The sequence below is a fragment of the Pontibacter sp. MBLB2868 genome (assembly GCF_051904785.1).
Classification (GTDB): domain Bacteria; phylum Bacteroidota; class Bacteroidia; order Cytophagales; family Hymenobacteraceae; genus Pontibacter.
In genome coordinates, this window is the sequence record NZ_CP196710.1 from 2,234,970 (window position 1) to 2,252,936 (window position 17,967).

Consider the following 17,967-nt stretch of genomic DNA (forward strand, 5'->3'; position numbering starts at 1 on the left):
CGGTCATTTTTTGTACCTTTGCACTCCTCGCATCACCCATTATATTTTAGCATACCCTATGGAGACTGCCAAGAACCTCACCCAACTCAATCACTGGACCTACGATCTGCTCCTGGGCATTGGAGTACCCCAACATGCTGCAGCATTTATAAATATGCTGCTCCTGCTTACCCTCTTAATGTGCCTGGTTGTGGTAGCCGATTATTTCTCTAAAAGGCTTCTGGTAGGCGCGGTGAATAAGTTTGCTAGCAAAACAAAATCGCAGTTCGATGATTACCTGATAAAAAACAAAGTGATCAAATACCTGGCCCAGGTGGTTCCGGTCATCATCTTTATAAAGGCCATTCCTGTTGTTTTTGCGCATTACCCGGGGTGGGTCAATGCACTCAAGACTTTTGCTGATGTTTACATCGTCCTCCTTTCTATCTGGACGACCCGTTCCTTTCTGCGCACCTGTAAAGATTACATGAAAACTACAGAGCTCTTCCGGGATAAGCCAGTGGAGAGTTTTTTACAGGTGGTAAGCATTTTTTTATACTTCGTTGGTGGGCTACTGGTCTTCTCTTTGCTCACCGGTAAAGATGTGTGGGCCTTCCTCACAGCCATGGGTGCGGCTTCGGCTATACTTTTACTCGTGTTCAAAGATACCATACTTGGCTTTGTGGCAAGCATACAGGTGTCTACCAACAACATGGTGCGCATCGGCGACTGGATCACAATGGAAAAGTATGGTGCGGACGGAGATGTGATCGAAATAAACCTGACGACGGTGAAAGTGCAAAACTTCGATATGACCATCACCACCATTCCAACCTATTACCTCATTTCTGACTCATTCAAGAACTGGCGTGGGATGCAGAACTCCGGAGGCCGACGCATCAAACGCTCAATCCTCATCAAAATCTCCAGCATCCGTTACCTGAACCCGGATGATATAGAGAAACTTAGCAAGATCGGCCTGATTAGTGAGTACCTTCAGATGCGTTCGCAGGAGATAAATGACTATAACTCGCAACGCCAGATTGATAAGAGCCTGCTGATAAATGGCCGCAGCCTGACCAATGTCGGGGTGTTCAGGAGATATATTGATGCCTATATTGCCCAGCACGAGTTCACGCACAAAGAAATGACCATGATGGTGCGCCAACTTGAGCCAACCACTACAGGCATGCCCATTGAGCTGTATGTATTCACGAACGATGTACGTTGGGACAAGTATGAGCTGATCATGGCAGATATTTTCGACCACCTACTGGCAGCTGTTCACTACTTTGACCTGGAAGTATTCGAGCATCCGGCAGCAGATGATATGCGCAACCTGTTCTCCAGATCCGGTAATGTGCCGACGAGTTTTTTTGCTTCAGTAGAGACAATGCAGAATTAGATGCTAAAAAAAGCATGCTGTACTGCAAAGAAGAAAAACAGTAAGTTACCAGCTTTTCTGCTGATCTGTTTTCTGTTGCTCGGTCAGAGCTGCATCATTCAGAAATTAGACCGAACACCATACCAGGAGTCTGATTACTACCAGGAAACAAATGAACAAATTAACCGGTTACCTACTGCTTCTGCTCAGGGTGACACACTACAGGTTGGCTGGGCAAAGGTAAACATCACTCCCCCGGTTGGCACTCCTCTGGCAGGCTACGGCAAACGGCGTGGCATGAAATACACTTCGGTGCATGACTCCGTTTGGGTGCGTACTTTTGCTTTCAACAACGGAATAAACCAGGTATATTATGTGTCGCTGGATATGCTGATCGCCCCGATGAGCGTATCTGCTGAGCTAGAGAGACAATATGTACAGCTTGGTATAAAACCGGAGCAGGTGTACTTATCCGCTACCCACACCCACACCAGTTTCGGGGGATGGGGTAAAAAGGTAGCGGGGCGTATTATGGCTGGCAAGTATAAAAAGGAGGTAGTAAAGCAAACGGCGCAGTATATCCTTCAAAGTATAGCACTTGCAAAAGCGAACCAGCAGCAGACAAGGGTTGGCTACGGCACAGCAAACGGAGCAGCTTTTGTAAAAAACCGGCTAACAGGCTCAGAAACTGCGCGCGACACAACCATACGTTTTCTAAAATTTGAAAGGGAGAACGGTGAGCAAGCTATTCTCTGTACCTTTTCAGCACACCCTACCATACTTCCTTCCATGCAGCCCGTCCTTTCCGGGGATTACCCGAATGTGCTTGTGCAGGAACTGGAGAAAGCGTACGCCTTTGCAGTATTCTCAGCGGGTGCTGTCGGCAGCCATTCAAGTATCTACGACGGGGAAAATTTTGAAAGTGTACAACATGTTGGCCGTAGCTTAGCCGGCATTATACTTGCAAAAGCACCACAAGTACATACAAACTATACTTTAGAGCTCACAGCAAGTCGTCTTCCTCTTTACTTGCCTGAACCACAGTGGCGCATCGGAAACAACAGACGCTTTGCACCAGGTTTATTTTATGCCTTTTTTGGGAAGTATAACACCTACATCAACACCTTGCAAGTGGGGAGCACACTACTTGTTGGCGTACCTGCTGACTTCTCGGGGGAGTTAATGCCGGCACTGGAAGAACAAGCACATCAGTATCAGTCCGACCTTATTTTAACCGGCTTCAACGGGAGTTACCTCGGCTATGTGATCCCGGACAAGCATTATCAACTAAAGAAGTATGAAGCCAGGGCAATGAATTTTTATGGCCCTTTCAGTGGCAGTTATCTGACACATACCCTGCGCCAGATCCTGAAACAGCAACTTCAGTAGCACAACCTTTTCCTGTACAATATAGTTACGCCTCAGTCAATTTCCTTTAAAATAGAAGAATACAATTTACTTATTTAACAATAACACTACACCCTATAACTTTCTTGCAATAGTTATAAACATTATTTAAGAAAAGTATGTTTAAATAAATAGCGACAAACTCCTTAGTGGTTGCTATGTATACAATTTAAAACAGAAAGTAATGGAAGCATTATTAATAAATATACCAAACATTTTTCTCTTTACGTTTGCTGGCTTATACCTGATGCTGCTCCTGTTCATGCTCGTCTGGGTGTATCATGATGCAGAGCTTAGAGGTGTGAATGGCTGGTTGCTAATGGCTATCACATTCTTCTCTGGTACGATCAGTGGTATTTTAGCCTGGCTAATATTCAGACCAAAGCTCAAGCCACAGCCAATACCGGTTAAGAAATAAATTTTTTATAATTTTTATACTGAGCAGCTGCTATTCTAAGAATGGCAGCTGCTTTTATTTTACAGCTATCTTTATCTTTACAGCAGATTTTAAAGCAGCACTCCCATGAAAAAGCTCCTCCTGTTTTTCTGCTTGTGTATAAGCACCGGCACTATAGCGCAGCAAGTAAAATATAGAAATCTGGTTTTAGAAGGAGGAGGTATTTGGGGCGTAGCTTATGGAGGCGCTTTAAAAGAGCTGGACTCCTTACAGGTGCTGCCCCACATACAACGGGTAGCCGGAACTTCCGCAGGTGCCATTCAAGCCGCATTGCTGTCAGTTGGCTATACTCCTGCTGAGTTAACTGAGATTACGTTCAACACACCTATTGAACAATTTAACGATGGTCGGTTTATCTTCTTTGGAGGCACCAACCGCTTATTTAAGCAATATGGGTGGTACCGTGGCGATAAACTAACTGACTGGATCGGGAGACTGATTCAGGCAAAAACAGGTGATTCTGATATTACCTTTGCTGAGTTGCACCAGTTAGCAGGCAAAGGCAATTACAGAGATCTGTACGTAACAGGCACCAACCTCACGGATCAGTGTGTCATGGTTTTCTCACACGAAACTTCACCACAGATGCAGGTTAAACATGCCGTGCGTATCTCCATGTCAATACCACTCTATTACCGGGCTGTTCTCCTCGATCAGGAGGGCAACGTTGTTACAAAACCCCGTAAGGGGCAGCAACTGGATGTGTTAGTTGATGGGGGTATACTTGCTAACTACCCTATCAACCTGTTCGACGACATAAAGTATGTAGCTGGTGCTGCTGTTGTGGCTGCTGATTTTAATGCGCAGGGGTTATTTTATAATCCGGAAACACTGGGCCTGCGTTTGGACCGCGACGAACAGATTCAATATGATCGGGAACAAGCAGGTCTGGCTCCATTTCCGATTACCAGGTTCAGTGACTACATGGGTGCATTTTATACCTTAGTAGAGGAAAGCCTGAACCGGCAGCAACTTACTCCCCAGGATTGGTCCCGTACAATTTCAATCAGTACAAAAGGCCTTGGACAGCGGGTCCGGAAGTTAAATGAAACCGAAAAGAGCATTTTGCTCAACAGTGGTAAAGCAGGGGTACAGGCATTTATGAATAGAAAGTAATACCTGTAAAAAAGGGTGCAAAAGCTTTCATTCCCCTGTAACTTGAGTCATTTATGCCACTCAAATACAATCTTATACCTGATTCTATTGGCAATTACTGTAAAACTGCCTTACCTTTGCGCATGCCAGAAAAAATTCTCATCCTCGATTTCGGCTCCCAATACACCCAGCTAATTGCCAGAAGGGTACGTGAGCTAAACGTATATTGCGAGATATACCCCTACAACAACGTTCCTGCCCTTACAGAAGATGTGAAGGGTGTGATTCTTTCAGGTAGCCCATGCTCCGTTCGCGACCAGGAACACCCAACCATCGATCTGAACCAGTACTTAGGCAAACTGCCTGTGCTCGGAATCTGCTATGGCGCACAGCTTATAGCTTATAAGCATGGTGGGGATGTAATGCCATCCACTATAAGGGAGTATGGTCGTGCCCGCCTAAGCGAGTTACATAACCATGATCGCTTGTTAAAAGAACTTACACTAGGATCGGTTGTATGGATGTCGCATGGTGATACTATCAAAGACACTCCGGAGAACTTCGAAATAATTGCCAGTACCGAAAGTGTACGGGTGGCTGCTTATAAATTGCGCGACCAGGAAACGTATGGTATTCAGTTTCATCCGGAAGTAACGCATTCTGATGAAGGTAAAACGTTACTGCGTAACTTTGTCGTGCATATCTGTGAATGTCAGCAGGACTGGACCTCAGAACAGTTCATTGATGCTACAGTGGCTGACCTGCAACAACAGCTCGGCGATGATAAAGTGGTACTTGGCTTATCGGGCGGTGTTGACTCCAGCGTGGCTGCCATGCTGATTCACCAGGCGATCGGTAAAAACCTGTACTGTATTTTTGTAGATAACGGCCTGCTGCGCAAAGATGAGTTTGCACAGGTGCTTGATTCGTACAAGCACATGGGGCTGAACGTGAAGGGCGTTGATGCAAAAGACCAGTTCTACACCGCACTTGCCGGTTTAACAGATCCTGAACAAAAGCGTAAAGCCATTGGTCGTGTGTTCATTGAAGTTTTTGACCAGGAGTCGCATAAGATTGAGGATGTGAAGTGGCTGGCACAAGGCACCATCTATCCTGATGTGATTGAGTCTATGAGTGTAAAAGGACCTTCTGCCACCATTAAGTCGCACCACAATGTAGGCGGATTGCCAGACTTCATGAAATTGAAAGTAGTTGAGCCGCTAAAGGCGCTATTTAAAGATGAAGTACGTTTAGTAGGTAAGGCACTTAAAATAGATGACAATATTCTGGGCAGGCACCCTTTCCCGGGCCCTGGTCTGGCAATCAGGATACTGGGTGATGTAACTCCTCAGAAGGTGCAGATTTTGCAGCAGGTGGATCATATCTTTATCAGTAACCTTAAGAAAGATGGCCTGTATGATGAAGTATGGCAGGCTGGAGCTATCTTAACCCCAGTGCAATCTGTGGGCGTGATGGGTGATGAACGCACCTATGAAAATGTGGTTGCCCTGCGTGCCGTTACCAGTGTAGATGGCATGACAGCTGATTGGAGCCGCTTGCCTTACGAGTTCCTGGCAGATGTATCAAACGAGATCATCAATAAGGTAAAGGGTGTTAACCGCGTTGTGTATGACATCAGCTCCAAGCCACCCGCAACTATTGAATGGGAATAATTTTTGATCAACATATCTGAGACAAAGGATGAAAGACTTTCTGGTAACGGTACCGTCTTCTGTCCTTTGTCTTTTGTTCGTATAAAATGTAATGTATGAAAGGAAGCTTCTGGAAGAACGCAACAGTATTGGTGTTAGCAACCCTGTTGACATTGCCCCTGCGTGCGCAAACGCAGGACCCTGCTGTAACTTATAACAATGGGAAAGTATTGCTGCAACAGCAACGGTACGACTTGGCAATGCGGGAGCTTTTGCCCCTCACAAACTCATTGTCTGAGAGCCTTTATGCGCCGGAAGCATCTTACCTATATGCCTTAGCTGCATTAAAGAGCCACAAGTTGAAAGAGGCGTATGATATGCTGCTTTCTCTTGAGAACCAGCACCCTAAATGGGGTGGTCTGAGCGATGCTGACTATTTATTGGCAAATGTTCTGTTTGAGCAAGGCGAGTACGAACGTGCCCTAAGTAAGCTACAGGAGCTTGAAGGAAGCGAAGTGTCCGGTGATGCTGAAAGCCTGAAACGCTACTACCTGGTGCAGTTAAACAACAGGGTAGCATACGAACAGCTGTTCCAGCGTTTCCCGAATGATAAAACCTTAGCACAGATCTATGCTGATAAACTGCTGAGCGGCTGGTATCGCCCACAGGACAAAAGAACGCTGGAAAATATTGTAGCACGCTTTAACCTGGACCGTAGCCGCTACCTGAGTAAGGATGCTTTAAGCAACAAAGGATATAAAGTAGCCCTCCTCCTGCCTTTCCAGTTGAACCAGGACATGCAACAAACAGCCAGAAAAAGCCAGTTTGTAACAGACATGTATGCGGGCATGCAACTTGCCCAGGATTCGCTTCAAAAGCAGGGTGTTGCCATTAATCTGTTTACCTATGATACCAGCGCTGACACCATGAGCGTGAAGCGAGTGCTGGACATGCCCGAGCTAAAGCAGATGGACCTTGTAATTGGTCCAATCTATAAGTCCACAGCCAAGGTAGCGGCAAGGTTTGCGGCACAAAATAATATCAACGTAATAAACCCGCTGTCGCAGGATATAGATATGGTGCAGGGTAACAGCAATGCCTTCCTGTTTGAATCGTCTGTAGCCACTCAGGCCAGGCAGGCTGCTAATTATGCTTACCAAAATTTTTCACCGAAAACAGCGATCATTTTATTTGAGAACACAAAGGAAGACACGACTTTTGCCTATTACTACCGTCAGCAGTTTCAAAAGCTGGGAGGCAAGGTTAAGAACTACAAAAAAATAAATTCAGCACAAACTACTGCTACAGCAGCTACCTTTAACGGTCTTAACCTGCAGGATGTAGGGCATATGGCTGTGTTTTCTGACAGGATGACCACGGCAGCTAATGCAACCAGCCTTTTACAGGGCAAAGCTCCTAAATTACCGCTGGTCACTTATGACAAATGGCTGGATATTAACCAGATCACATTACGACAGCTCGATGACCTGGAAGTATACTTCATCAGCCCCAAGTATGTTAATAAGCAAAACCCTGCTTATGAGTCATTCCGCAGGAAATATATCAGCAAGTATAACATTCCGCCTTCGGTTTATGCCTATGCAGGCTTTGAAATGCTTTATTATTTCGGAAACCAGTTGCAAAATTACGGACCGCAGTTTAATCAGCAGCTTGCAGAGAGCGGCATCAGACCGGGTATACTTTACCCTGGGGTAGGATATGCAGACCCTGGCTCGCGGAACCAGATACGCCAGGATAATCAGTATGTGCCTATCACAAAACTGGATAACCTGCAACTAAGCATTGTTAACCCGGTTTATTAATCAGACAACAACAGACCTACAAAACTTATGATAAAAGCACCAGTAAGCAATGAGCTTTTCCAACGCGCGCAGCATAGTATCCCTGGCGGAGTAAATTCTCCGGTTCGGGCTTTCAGAGCAGTTGGGGGCAATCCAAGATTTATGGTATCGGCCAAGGGCCCTTATATGTTTGATGAAGATGGCAACCGCTATATCGACTTTATCAATTCCTGGGGACCGATGATCCTGGGGCATGCCGCAGAAGTGATACAGGAAGCAGTACAGAAAGCCATCCCTCATTCCCTTTCCTTCGGAGCTCCGACACGCAAAGAGATTGAGATAGCGGAGCTGATCGTTAGCATGGTACCAAGCATTGAGAAAGTGCGTATGGTGAACTCCGGCACGGAAGCAACGATGTCTGCCATACGTGTAGCCCGTGGCTTTACCGGCCGTGACAAGATCATCAAATTTGAAGGTTGTTACCATGGCCACGGAGATTCTTTCCTGATTTCGGCAGGTAGCGGCGCCATCACACTTGGTGTGCCGGACAGCCCTGGCGTAACAAAAGGAACCGCTAACGATACCTTAACTGCCCCTTACAATAACCTGGATGCTGTTTATACACTTGTTGAGGCAAACAAAGGCCAGATAGCCGCCATCATACTTGAGCCGGTTGCCGGCAATATGGGGCTCGTTACACCTGCAGAAGGTTTTTTGCAGGGGCTTCGGGAGTTGTGCGACAGAGAAGGCATCATCCTGATCTTTGATGAGGTAATGACCGGTTTCCGTCTGGCTCCAGGTGGAGCCCAGGAACTTTACGGTGTAACACCGGACATGAGTACGCTGGGTAAAATCATTGGCGGCGGTATGCCTGTTGGCGCTTATGGCGGCAAGAAAGAGATCATGGAATATGTAGCTCCTGCAGGTCCTGTTTACCAGGCAGGTACCTTATCAGGTAATCCGATAGCAATGTCGGCAGGTATGGCAATGCTTCATTACCTGAACGACCACCCGGAAGTTTACACACAGCTTAAAAATACTACTGAAAGATTGGTAAGTGGTATGCGCCAGAACATGCAGCAGCTTGGTATGAATTATACAATTAACCAGGTAGGCTCTATGTTCAGCATCTTCTTTACACAGCAGCAGGTGACTGATTTTGAGAGTGCCAAAACATCTGATACTGCCTTTTTCGGACGCTACTTCAATGGTATGCTCAACAGGGGCATCTACCTGGCTCCTTCGCAATACGAAGCGCTGTTTGTATCTACAGCTATTTCTGATGAGCAGATCGAACAGTATCTGCAGGCAAACCTCGAATCGTTAAAAGAAGCACAGGAAGCCTAAGCTTTTAGCTTTAAAACATCTGGAAAAGGGCAGTTCTCATCAGAACTGCCCTTTTTTGATGCTCTAAGGCATGCCTCATATTTTAAAATATCTGGTAACTTGGCACATTTAGCCTTATTGCTTACTTTTATAGTCGCATATTCCCACCAACATGATATTAACAGATAAGCAGATTTTAGAGGAGATTGAAAAAGGTACTATACTTGTAGAGCCTTTTAACCGTGAATGCCTGGGCACCAACTCATATGATGTACATTTGGGCCGTTACCTGGCTAATTACAAAGATGAAATCCTGGATGCACGCAAGCATAACGAGATTGACGTGTTTGAGATTCCGGAGGAGGGCTATGTGCTACAACCGGGTAAATTATACCTGGGTGTAACAAAGGAATATACAGAAACGCACGCACACGTGCCTTTCCTGGAAGGCAAATCAAGCGTTGGCAGACTAGGTATTGATATTCATGCTACAGCGGGTAAGGGCGATGTTGGTTTCTGTAATACCTGGACCCTGGAAATATCCGTTTCACAGCCCGTACGTATTTATCATGGCATGCCCATTGGCCAACTTATCTACTTTGAAGTAAAGGGCGGCATTGAAAATTATTATAACACCAAGCAAAATGCGAAGTATAACAATCGCACCATTACTCCGGTAGAATCCATGATGTGGATGAACGACTGGTAGTTATTTCCAGTTCTCGCTGTAACGATCTTCAAATCTCATAAAAAAGCCGGTTTATTTACGTAAATCGGCTTTTTGGCATAATATCTGCACTATATATGATGTAAATAATTAGAGCGTATTTCGGAATCATTTAATTTTTGGAATCGTTGTAATATGTACAGGAACAGATAGAACGAACTTAAAACTATAAAAAGAAAAAGATTATGAGAAAGCTACTGGCAATGATATGTATGATGTTTGGAAGTGTTTGTGCGGTTAATGCAAGTGGTACAGCTAAGACAAGCGGTAAAAAAGCAACGAAACTTGACAAGAAAATTGCCCTTGTAGCTGAAAAAAGAGCTGACCATTTATCGGATGTAATGATCCGTGATTTAGCTCTTAACAATTACCAGTCTCGTAAAATGCGCGAAATAAACCAGGATGTGGTTGCACAAAAGATGGCCATAGAGGCTGAATTTGCGGGTAACCAGGAACTGATTAACCAAAAATGCAAAGAGGTTTGCGCAGAAAGAGACCGTCAGCTTGAGAACGTACTGAGCACAAGACAATATAATGAGTACTTTGGCGATCGTAAGGTTTACGATCAAACAGAACAGGAGTTTATGGCTACGTTATCAGATCAGAACGAAAGTAACCAAATAGCTTCATCTGATGTTGCATCTGCAACAAATGCTGTAAGTATAAAATAAACCAGCGTATATAACGCTTCACCGATAAAAGCAGAGGCCGCCTGAATTCAGGCGGCCTCTGCTTTTATCGGTGAAGCTCAAAATGGCTTATAAAGCACCTTTGTCCTTCTGTTTTTCCTCCTCCATGTGCTTCATCAGCTCTTCACATAGATCACGCATTTTCTTGGCCATTACGTTATCGCTGGTAGCTGTTGCTACACTCTGTGCCATAGCACCAATGGTATCGATGTAAAAGTATTTCATCTCATCTACAGGCATATCCTTCGTCCAAAGGTCGATCTTCATGGTGCCTGCTTCATCACGATCCCATAACGAAATATTAATTGCTTTGGCAAAATGGATCTTTTCGCCTGCATCGGTTGCTCGCCAGCTGATAGCTTCAGGTACTCTGTTTTCGTCTAACGCAATGCTAAAATATATTTCTGACTTTTTCATTTTCTAAGTTCTTAAACTTTATACTGTCTGTTTCTCGTAATATGGTTTGATACATATATAGGCACAAAGTTACGCGATGCGCTACGGAATAAAAACTCTCTTACTTATTTTTACCCTGAGCTTCCTTATTGGTTGCTCCAGGCTACCCCTATCATCAAACAAAGGCAAGCTAACAACCATCGCTTTTTATAATACCGAAAAGCTTTTCGATCCAACCAACGACCCTGCCACTAATGACGATGCCTTTACACCAGAGGGAGCCATGAAATGGACAACAGAAAAGTATGACCGGAAAATACAGCACATTGCGAAAGCCATTTCCAGAATTGGTAGTGCAGATGGCCCTGCTATCATCGGCTTAAGTGAAGTGGAAAACAAGAAAGTACTGAATGATTTGGTTAATTCAGCGCCACTAAAAAAGCAAAAGTATAACATAGTTCATTATGAAACAGCTGATGAACAGGGCCTGGATGTAGCCCTACTATACAACCCCAAACAATTTAAGCTGATCAGTGCACAGCCACTCAAAATCGATTACGGACGTGGTAATTATGCATCGCGCGATATTTTAAAAGTAACCGGAAATCTACTTGGTCAGCCTGTCACCTTGTTTGTAAACCATTGGCCTGCAAGAGAACGTACCCGAAGAGGCCTACAGGACGACAGAAGGCTTAGAGCAGCAGCAGCTACACTGCGTAAGGAGATAGTTGCCTTACAAACTTCAAACAAGGATGCGAAGATCATAGTAATGGGAGACTTTGATGCAGAGCCCCGAACTAATGTCATGCAACAGGTTCTAAAAGCATCCGGAAGACCTAACCCCTACTATACTGACGAACTCTTTAATACCTTTTTTATGCATTATGTAAACGGCCTTGGCAGCTATTACAGCCGGGGCGATTTCAAGATGCTAGACCAGATCCTGATTTCAAAATCATTGATTGATGGGGAAGGATTGGAATATGTCAGGGGTTCCGCTAAGATCCATGACCCGGAAGAACTTAAATTCCTGTATGGCAAGTATAAAAATACGCCTCTAAGCACGTTCTCCGGCACTACTTACTTTGGTGGGTACAGCGATCATTTTCCTATTTACATTAAGGTGCGTAAGGTAAAAAAGTAGCCTAATAACCTGCATAAAAACAAAAAGGTGAGCCAGTTGGCTCACCTTTTTGTTTTAGGAGAAATATATGCTCCTTATACGTAGTTGTTCAACATAACCGGCATTACCAGCATCAGAACATTCTCATTATCTTCGTTTACGATCGGCATTAACAAACCTGCTCTGTTTGGAGTAGACAATTCAAACGTGATCTCATCAGAATCAAGGTTATTGAGCATCTCCATTAAAAACTTGGCGTTAAAACCGATCTCCATGTCCTCTCCTTCATACTGGCAAGAAAGACGCTCATTGGCTTCATTAGAGAAGTCAAGATCTTCTGCGGAAACCTGCATTTCAGAGCCAGTCAGTTTCAGACGTATCTGGTGAGTAGTCTTGTTTGAGTAAATAGAGATACGCTTCACAGAGCTTAACAGGTCTTGGCGATCAATTACCAGTTTGTTCGGGTTCTGAACAGGAATTACGTTCTCATAATCCGGATAGCGCTCATCGATCAGGCGACAGATCATACGGATATTGTCAAAGCTAAAGAAAGCGTTAGACTGGTTGAATTCCATGCGCACGGCAGTTGCCTCTGTAGGCAAGGTAGACTTCAGTAGTGTGAAGGCCTTACGCGGAATGATCAGAGACGCTTCCTGGCTTGTTGAAATATCGGTACGGCGATAGCGCAGTAAACGGTGTCCGTCAGTAGCTACAAACGTCACGTTATCACTGCGAAGCTGCACGAAAATACCCGTCATTGCCGGACGAAGCTCATCGTTACTAACTGCAAATATTGTTTTATTTATCGCTCTTGCCAGTACGTTAGATGGAATATCGATAGCGTTACCACCTTGTACTATCGGCACGCGAGGGAAGTCAGTGGCATTTTCGCCAGACAACTTATAACGGCCATTAGAAGAACTGATCTCAATGGTATAGGTCTCCTCATCAATGGTGAAAGTCACCGGCTGATCCGGAAGGTTTTTCAGTGTCTCCAGTAAGATCTTGGCAGGAGCAGCGATACGGCCATTCTCCTTCGCTTCCACGTGCAGCTCTGTGATCATGGATGTCTCCAGGTCACTGGCTGTGATGGTCAGCGTGCTGTCCTTGATCTCGAATAAAAAGTTCTCTAGGATTGGAACTACCGGGTTATTGGTAACCACTCCGTTTATACTGGATAACTGCTTCAGAAGAGCAGATGAAGAGACGATAAATTTCATTATTCTACCTATAATGTTATTTGGACAAAGTTATAAATATTTCGCATTTATGCTACCACTTTGCCAAGTCCTTTTTCGTGATATACTGGCTTATAGCGCAATAAAATTAAAAACGCTCATACTTCCGCTTGCGCAGGTAATAGCGCGTTAACCCAAACAGCACAAGCAGGACGATTGGCGCTACCAGGTTGAGCAACTGCCAGAATGTTTTCTCTTCCCGAACACGTACCTTGTCAAGTGGCCGCAACTGAATTTCTTTGCTGCGTACGTTTATCAAACCTTCCGCATCTAATAAATAATGCACAGTATTCAACGCTAATTCTTTGTTAGCGAAGGTAATGTTGTTAAAACGATCAAAGCCAAGCTCATAGGCCTGTCCTGTACGTGGGTTAACCTCGTTACGGACCAGATCTCCATCCGAGAAAACAGCGATCTTTGACTCTACCCCCTGCTCCTTTACCTGCGTATTCTGCACACCTTCTGGCGCCCGGCGGTTTCTGAACAGGGAAGTAAACTTACCCTCCAGAAGATAACCTACCGGCAATTCTCCGGCCTGGTACTGCTCCGGCTTCACCTCCATACGTGCTTCTTCCAAAGTTAGTGGTACCGGAGGCTGTAAAATCCTGGAATATTTAGAACTAAAAACCAAAGGGGTCTTTCTGATGCCGTCTGCTTTTACCGTATCGATCGTTCCAACAAATTTTGTATAAACCGCATCCAGATTACGGGTGATCGGGTGCTTGGCAAAATTGTTGAGCAATGGATAAAACCGCCAATTGATCATTTCGGTCTGTGGTTTATCACCCATATAACCTGTAACAACCGGAATAAAACCTGAATTCAGGTCCATGATAATGGTCGGGTTCAGGCGTACACCATACCGGAACAGCATGTCGTCCAGGTTCAGGTTGTAAGGCACCGCAAACATGCCCCCCGCTCCTATACTATCCATATTCGCATTCAGGGCATCTATAAAAAATACAGCCTTCCCACCGTTCATTATAAACTGGTCGATCTTGTACTTATCTGCCTCGGTAAATGCTTTGGTTGGCTTTGCTACCACAATCAGGTCTAAGCCTTCCAGGCTGGGTATCTGTGACAGCTCACCCCGTGCTACCCGGTAATATTCCTGCAAAGAGCCCAGTAGGTCGGTTACCTGCTGCATTTCCAGTTCTCCCTGTCCGGTTATGTAGCCTATTATTTTATTTCCGTGGAAAGCCAGTTTGCGTATAGCTGAAGCCAATTCATACTCCACTCCCTCCACTGATTGATTCAATCTTTCATCGGGTGAGGCTGCCAGGTTTCCTTTCAAAAGGTTGATAGCGGCCTCCTTGCCTTTATACTTTACAATAGCTCCCGGAAAAACCAGGCGCTCTACTTGCTTGCCTTCTTCGGTGGCGCGCAGGTTAGTTGGAATGATACCCTTCTGTGCTAAGGTGGTTATAAATTCCGTCCGCTGTTTTTCATCTCCGATCTCATTCGGGTCAATTAAGTTATAGCGGATGTTGCCTCCGGAATATATCCTGAATTCATCGAATGTTTCTTTTACAGCTTGTTGCAGCCTCCTGAAACCTGCCGGAAAATCACCTTTCAGGTACACGTCCACCACCACTTCATCCGGCAGTTCCTGCAGCATTTGCTTGGTTACAGGCGCAATGGTGTATCGTTTATCTTCCGTTAAGTCGAGGCGGAAAAACGAATCGGCTGCTACAAAGTTCAGAAGTATAATTCCGGCTACCCAGCCAAAGAACTTAAGGATGTCGGCTCTTCGCCTGTTTTTGTTTTGCTCTACTACCATTTTCTGCTCCTTAAAACAAGTTTAGTGGCCAGGATCATAATGGCGATCACACTGATAAAATAAAGCACATCCCGCGAGTCTATCAAACCTTTGCTGATGGCTGCATAATGATAAGAAATACCTAACTGGCTGATCAGGTAATTATAGCTACCCCACACCGGAATAGAAGCAATAGAATCGAAACCAGTATAAATGATGAAGCACATAAAAACCGCCACCACAAAGGAGATGATCTGATTACTTGAGATGGAGGAGGCAAAAACACCAATAGCAGCAAACACACCCGCCAGAAAGATCAACCCCAGGTAAGAGCCAACCACAGCAGCAGAATCTACATTTCCCTGCGGGTTACCTAATTCATACACAGAATAATAGTAGAGCAGTGACGGCAACAAGGCAAATAAAGCCAGCAGCAGGGCCGCAAAGTATTTACCCAGTATAAGTTCGAGGTCGGCTATGGGCTTGGTCAGCAGCAGCTCGATGGTGCCCTCCCGTTTCTCCTCTGCAAACGTACGCATGGTAATAGCAGGAATCAGAAACAGGAACACCCAGGGAGCCATGTTAAACAGTGTCTGCATATCCGCAAAACCGTACTCCAGTACGCTGCTCTCCGGGAATACCCACATGAACATGCCAATTGCCACCAGGAACACTGCGATCACAATATAGGCTATCAGCGAGTTTAGAAAGCCGTTGAATTCTTTTTTAAGTATAGCGAGCATTATTTCTAATTATGAATGCTGAATTATGAATTTTTGAATTCGAGTTGAAAGCTCAGTTTTGATTCATAATTTCTAATTCTTAATTCTTTGTCAGCTGTTGGAATATTTGTTCGAGTGAGTTCTCTTCCTGGCGGAGGCCTACTAATGGCCACTTGCGCTCAGCAGCAATCCTGAAAACGTTAGAGCGGATATCGGCTTCTTTACTGGAGATGATGCGATACGAATTGGCCTGTGCAGGTTCTGCACGCAATACGCCGGCTATACTTTGCAGCACATCTAATTCTATCGGTTGTTCGAACTCAACCAGTGTTACTTTCTCGTTCTTGCCTCCAGCCTGCAGGCTTGCCACATCACTGTCAGCAACAAGTTTGCCACGGTTGATAATCACCACCCTGTCACAAATAGCAGTTACCTCCTGCATGATGTGAGTTGAGAAAATAACGGTTTTATCCTGGCCTATCTGCTTAATGAGTGTGCGAATCTCTACGATCTGATTCGGATCAAGGCCAGTTGTTGGCTCATCCAGTATCAGCACCTGCGGATCATGCACTAAGGCCTGTGCTAAACCAACCCTTTGGCGGTAGCCTTTCGAAAGCGCCCCGATCTTCTTGCCCTGCTCCAGGGTAAGGCCGCATAGGTCTACCATTTCTTTTACACGTCCTCTTGCCAGCTTGCCTTTTAAGCTATATACCGAGGCTACGAACTCCAGGTACTCATGCACATACATGTCCAGGTAAAGTGGATTATGTTCCGGCAAATAGCCCACGTTTCGACGCACGGCCATTGGCTCCTGCACCACATCGTGGCCGTTAACCAAAACAGTTCCGGAGCTAGGCGGCAAATAGCAGGTAGCGATCTTCATGGTAGTGGATTTACCGGCACCGTTTGGCCCCAGGAAACCAAGTATCTGCCCCTGCTCTACCGTAAACGAAATATCATCCACAGCCCGCTGTGTGCCAAAGATCTTGGTAAGGTTCTTTACTTCAACAGACATTTTATAACTGCTTAACGGCTAATGAACGATGGAAAAGTTTAAGATTGGGCACTTTACAACAGTGAATATTCTCATGCTTTATTATTTGCCCCAAAGCTACGAAAGCCGCGCCATACTTGTATTATTTCTGCTGCTTCCCTTTTGGCATTAATGGGCGAACCTCAATGTCCACATGGTGGTAATTCGGATGGGACTCCAAAGCATGCAGTATAGTGGAGGCAATATCTTCAGGACGCATCATATTTTCATTTACTGTTACGCTCTCTATGTTATCAAAGAAATTAGTTTGCACAGAGCCCGGATAAATGCAAGTTACTTTTACACCATAGTTGCGGACTTCTTTGTAAAGTGAGTGTGAGATACCACGCACTGCGTGCTTTGTGCCGCAGTAACCAGACATCTGCTCAATGCCTGTAGTGCCTGCAATGGAAGAAATATTTATGATATGCCCTTCTTCCAGCTCCTTCATGCCCGGCAATACCAAGCGGGTACAGTAGAAGATCCCGTTCACATTTGTTTCAAACATTGTGTGCCAGTCGTCCAGGCTCATGTCTTCCAGCAGCCCTGCCACGCCCAGTCCTGCATTGTTGATCAATATCTGAACATGTGTGCCGAGGTGAGAAATGGTCTGATCGAATGCGCGCTGTACTGATTCGTTATAGCGCACATCACACTCAAAGAAGTGAAAATTTTCATGCTCCAGTTCCGGTGCTGTCCGTCCCCAACCTGCAACTTTAGCCCCTTTATCCAGCAAAACCTTAACTGTTGCCAGACCTATACCTTTGCTTACTCCGGTTACTACCGCTACTTTGCCTGCTAAATTCATAGTTTCTTTATTTAATTTTATAGCTCAACCCTAAACGCAATACACGCATGTATGCTTTTGGGTGTGCTTTCGGGTTTGCATCCACGTAATTTTGCATATAGTTTGTAAGGCCATGTGCGTAACTACTTGTAAGGCCAAATCTTTTGTAGTATACTGTTGCTCCTACCCTTGGTCGTACGTCAACTTTTGGCGTGCTCAACTCAAACTTTGAGACTACCTCCTCCCCATTTGCATAAGTAGCTTTGGCACGCTCTACTGCATATAAACCTATGACCACATCAATACCAAGTATTAAGTCCATATTGAATACGCCGAGTTCAATGCTGCAAAAAAGCTAAGGATGATTAGTAAAAAAGTTGCTCTCATAAAG

17 protein-coding genes are annotated in these 17,967 nt (G+C 45.0%); 10 read left to right on the top strand and 7 right to left on the bottom strand.

The window, feature by feature from the left end; genetic code table 11:
- The first annotated feature begins 58 nt into the window (after positions 1–58).
- From ACSX1A_RS09545 to ACSX1A_RS09585, 9 genes are all read left to right on the top strand, one after another.
- Complete coding sequence (locus ACSX1A_RS09545; RefSeq protein ID WP_439883404.1) at positions 59–1,384, top strand: mechanosensitive ion channel family protein; 1,326 nt, start codon at positions 59–61, stop codon at positions 1,382–1,384.
- A complete protein-coding gene (locus ACSX1A_RS09550) occupies positions 1,385–2,752 on the top strand; it encodes a neutral/alkaline non-lysosomal ceramidase N-terminal domain-containing protein (protein WP_439883405.1) in 1,368 nt (455 codons plus the stop codon). It begins immediately after the preceding gene.
- Between the two features lie 202 nt (positions 2,753–2,954).
- Entirely contained in the window at positions 2,955–3,188 is a 234-nt protein-coding gene (locus tag ACSX1A_RS09555; RefSeq protein WP_439883406.1) for a hypothetical protein, read from the top strand.
- 105 nt (positions 3,189–3,293) lie between these two features.
- Positions 3,294–4,343 (top strand): patatin-like phospholipase family protein, encoded by a 1,050-nt coding sequence (locus ACSX1A_RS09560; protein WP_439883407.1) that lies wholly within the window; start codon positions 3,294–3,296, stop codon positions 4,341–4,343.
- A 122-nt stretch (positions 4,344–4,465) separates the two neighbouring features.
- Positions 4,466–5,995, top strand: a complete 1,530-nt coding sequence (guaA, locus tag ACSX1A_RS09565; protein WP_439883408.1) for a glutamine-hydrolyzing GMP synthase — start codon at positions 4,466–4,468, stop codon at positions 5,993–5,995.
- A 95-nt stretch (positions 5,996–6,090) separates the two neighbouring features.
- Complete coding sequence (locus ACSX1A_RS09570; protein ID WP_439883409.1) at positions 6,091–7,797, top strand: ABC transporter substrate-binding protein; 1,707 nt, start codon at positions 6,091–6,093, stop codon at positions 7,795–7,797.
- A 27-nt stretch (positions 7,798–7,824) separates the two neighbouring features.
- On the top strand, positions 7,825–9,123 hold the full coding sequence (gene hemL / locus ACSX1A_RS09575; RefSeq protein WP_439883410.1) for a glutamate-1-semialdehyde 2,1-aminomutase: 1,299 nt from the start codon (positions 7,825–7,827) through the stop codon (positions 9,121–9,123).
- Positions 9,124–9,274: 151 nt separating this feature from the next.
- The gene (dcd, locus tag ACSX1A_RS09580; RefSeq protein ID WP_439883411.1) at positions 9,275–9,811 is read left to right on the top strand and encodes a dCTP deaminase; all 537 of its coding nucleotides are present in this window, start codon (positions 9,275–9,277) and stop codon (positions 9,809–9,811) included.
- A 203-nt stretch (positions 9,812–10,014) separates the two neighbouring features.
- Positions 10,015–10,500, top strand: coding sequence for a hypothetical protein (locus ACSX1A_RS09585; protein ID WP_439883412.1), 486 nt, complete (start codon positions 10,015–10,017; stop codon positions 10,498–10,500).
- Positions 10,501–10,587: 87 nt separating this feature from the next.
- Here ACSX1A_RS09585 and gldC read toward each other — a convergent pair whose 3' ends face one another.
- Entirely contained in the window at positions 10,588–10,935 is a 348-nt protein-coding gene (gldC, locus tag ACSX1A_RS09590; RefSeq protein ID WP_439883413.1) for a gliding motility protein GldC, read from the bottom strand.
- A 76-nt stretch (positions 10,936–11,011) separates the two neighbouring features.
- On the opposite strand from gldC, the gene ACSX1A_RS09595 reads away from it, so the two are divergent.
- Entirely contained in the window at positions 11,012–12,058 is a 1,047-nt protein-coding gene (locus ACSX1A_RS09595; RefSeq protein ID WP_439883414.1) for an endonuclease/exonuclease/phosphatase family protein, read from the top strand.
- Positions 12,059–12,132: 74 nt separating this feature from the next.
- Here ACSX1A_RS09595 and dnaN read toward each other — a convergent pair whose 3' ends face one another.
- From dnaN to ACSX1A_RS09625, 6 genes are all read right to left on the bottom strand, one after another.
- Positions 12,133–13,257: a DNA polymerase III subunit beta gene (dnaN, locus tag ACSX1A_RS09600; protein ID WP_439883415.1), complete on the bottom strand. Its 1,125-nt coding sequence runs from the start codon at positions 13,255–13,257 to the stop codon at positions 12,133–12,135.
- Positions 13,258–13,363: 106 nt separating this feature from the next.
- Positions 13,364–15,055, bottom strand: coding sequence for a gliding motility-associated ABC transporter substrate-binding protein GldG (gene gldG / locus ACSX1A_RS09605; protein WP_439883416.1), 1,692 nt, complete (start codon positions 15,053–15,055; stop codon positions 13,364–13,366).
- Positions 15,049–15,777: a gliding motility-associated ABC transporter permease subunit GldF gene (gene gldF, locus ACSX1A_RS09610; protein ID WP_439883417.1), complete on the bottom strand. Its 729-nt coding sequence runs from the start codon at positions 15,775–15,777 to the stop codon at positions 15,049–15,051. Before gldF ends, gldG begins: the two co-directional genes overlap by 7 nt.
- A 79-nt stretch (positions 15,778–15,856) precedes the next feature.
- Positions 15,857–16,771 carry a gliding motility-associated ABC transporter ATP-binding subunit GldA gene (gldA, locus tag ACSX1A_RS09615; protein ID WP_439883418.1) on the bottom strand — a complete coding sequence of 305 codons (915 nt, stop codon included), beginning with the start codon at positions 16,769–16,771 and terminating at the stop codon, positions 15,857–15,859.
- 121 nt (positions 16,772–16,892) lie between these two features.
- Positions 16,893–17,597, bottom strand: a complete 705-nt coding sequence (locus tag ACSX1A_RS09620; RefSeq protein WP_439883419.1) for an SDR family oxidoreductase — start codon at positions 17,595–17,597, stop codon at positions 16,893–16,895.
- 7 nt (positions 17,598–17,604) lie between these two features.
- On the bottom strand, positions 17,605–17,898 hold the full coding sequence (locus ACSX1A_RS09625) for a hypothetical protein (protein WP_439883420.1): 294 nt from the start codon (positions 17,896–17,898) through the stop codon (positions 17,605–17,607).
- Positions 17,899–17,967 lie beyond the last annotated feature (69 nt).

Coding starts and splice junctions, on each gene's coding strand:
- ACSX1A_RS09545 (WP_439883404.1), top strand. CDS start 59: ATGGAGACTGCCAAGAACCTCACCCAACTCAATCACTGGACCTACGAT.
- ACSX1A_RS09550 (WP_439883405.1), top strand. CDS start 1,385: ATGCTAAAAAAAGCATGCTGTACTGCAAAGAAGAAAAACAGTAAGTTA.
- ACSX1A_RS09555 (WP_439883406.1), top strand. CDS start 2,955: ATGGAAGCATTATTAATAAATATACCAAACATTTTTCTCTTTACGTTT.
- ACSX1A_RS09560 (WP_439883407.1), top strand. CDS start 3,294: ATGAAAAAGCTCCTCCTGTTTTTCTGCTTGTGTATAAGCACCGGCACT.
- guaA (WP_439883408.1), top strand. CDS start 4,466: ATGCCAGAAAAAATTCTCATCCTCGATTTCGGCTCCCAATACACCCAG.
- ACSX1A_RS09570 (WP_439883409.1), top strand. CDS start 6,091: ATGAAAGGAAGCTTCTGGAAGAACGCAACAGTATTGGTGTTAGCAACC.
- hemL (WP_439883410.1), top strand. CDS start 7,825: ATGATAAAAGCACCAGTAAGCAATGAGCTTTTCCAACGCGCGCAGCAT.
- dcd (WP_439883411.1), top strand. CDS start 9,275: ATGATATTAACAGATAAGCAGATTTTAGAGGAGATTGAAAAAGGTACT.
- ACSX1A_RS09585 (WP_439883412.1), top strand. CDS start 10,015: ATGAGAAAGCTACTGGCAATGATATGTATGATGTTTGGAAGTGTTTGT.
- gldC (WP_439883413.1), bottom strand. CDS start 10,935: ATGAAAAAGTCAGAAATATATTTTAGCATTGCGTTAGACGAAAACAGA.
- ACSX1A_RS09595 (WP_439883414.1), top strand. CDS start 11,012: ATGCGCTACGGAATAAAAACTCTCTTACTTATTTTTACCCTGAGCTTC.
- dnaN (WP_439883415.1), bottom strand. CDS start 13,257: ATGAAATTTATCGTCTCTTCATCTGCTCTTCTGAAGCAGTTATCCAGT.
- gldG (WP_439883416.1), bottom strand. CDS start 15,055: ATGGTAGTAGAGCAAAACAAAAACAGGCGAAGAGCCGACATCCTTAAG.
- gldF (WP_439883417.1), bottom strand. CDS start 15,777: ATGCTCGCTATACTTAAAAAAGAATTCAACGGCTTTCTAAACTCGCTG.
- gldA (WP_439883418.1), bottom strand. CDS start 16,771: ATGTCTGTTGAAGTAAAGAACCTTACCAAGATCTTTGGCACACAGCGG.
- ACSX1A_RS09620 (WP_439883419.1), bottom strand. CDS start 17,597: ATGAATTTAGCAGGCAAAGTAGCGGTAGTAACCGGAGTAAGCAAAGGT.
- ACSX1A_RS09625 (WP_439883420.1), bottom strand. CDS start 17,898: ATGGACTTAATACTTGGTATTGATGTGGTCATAGGTTTATATGCAGTA.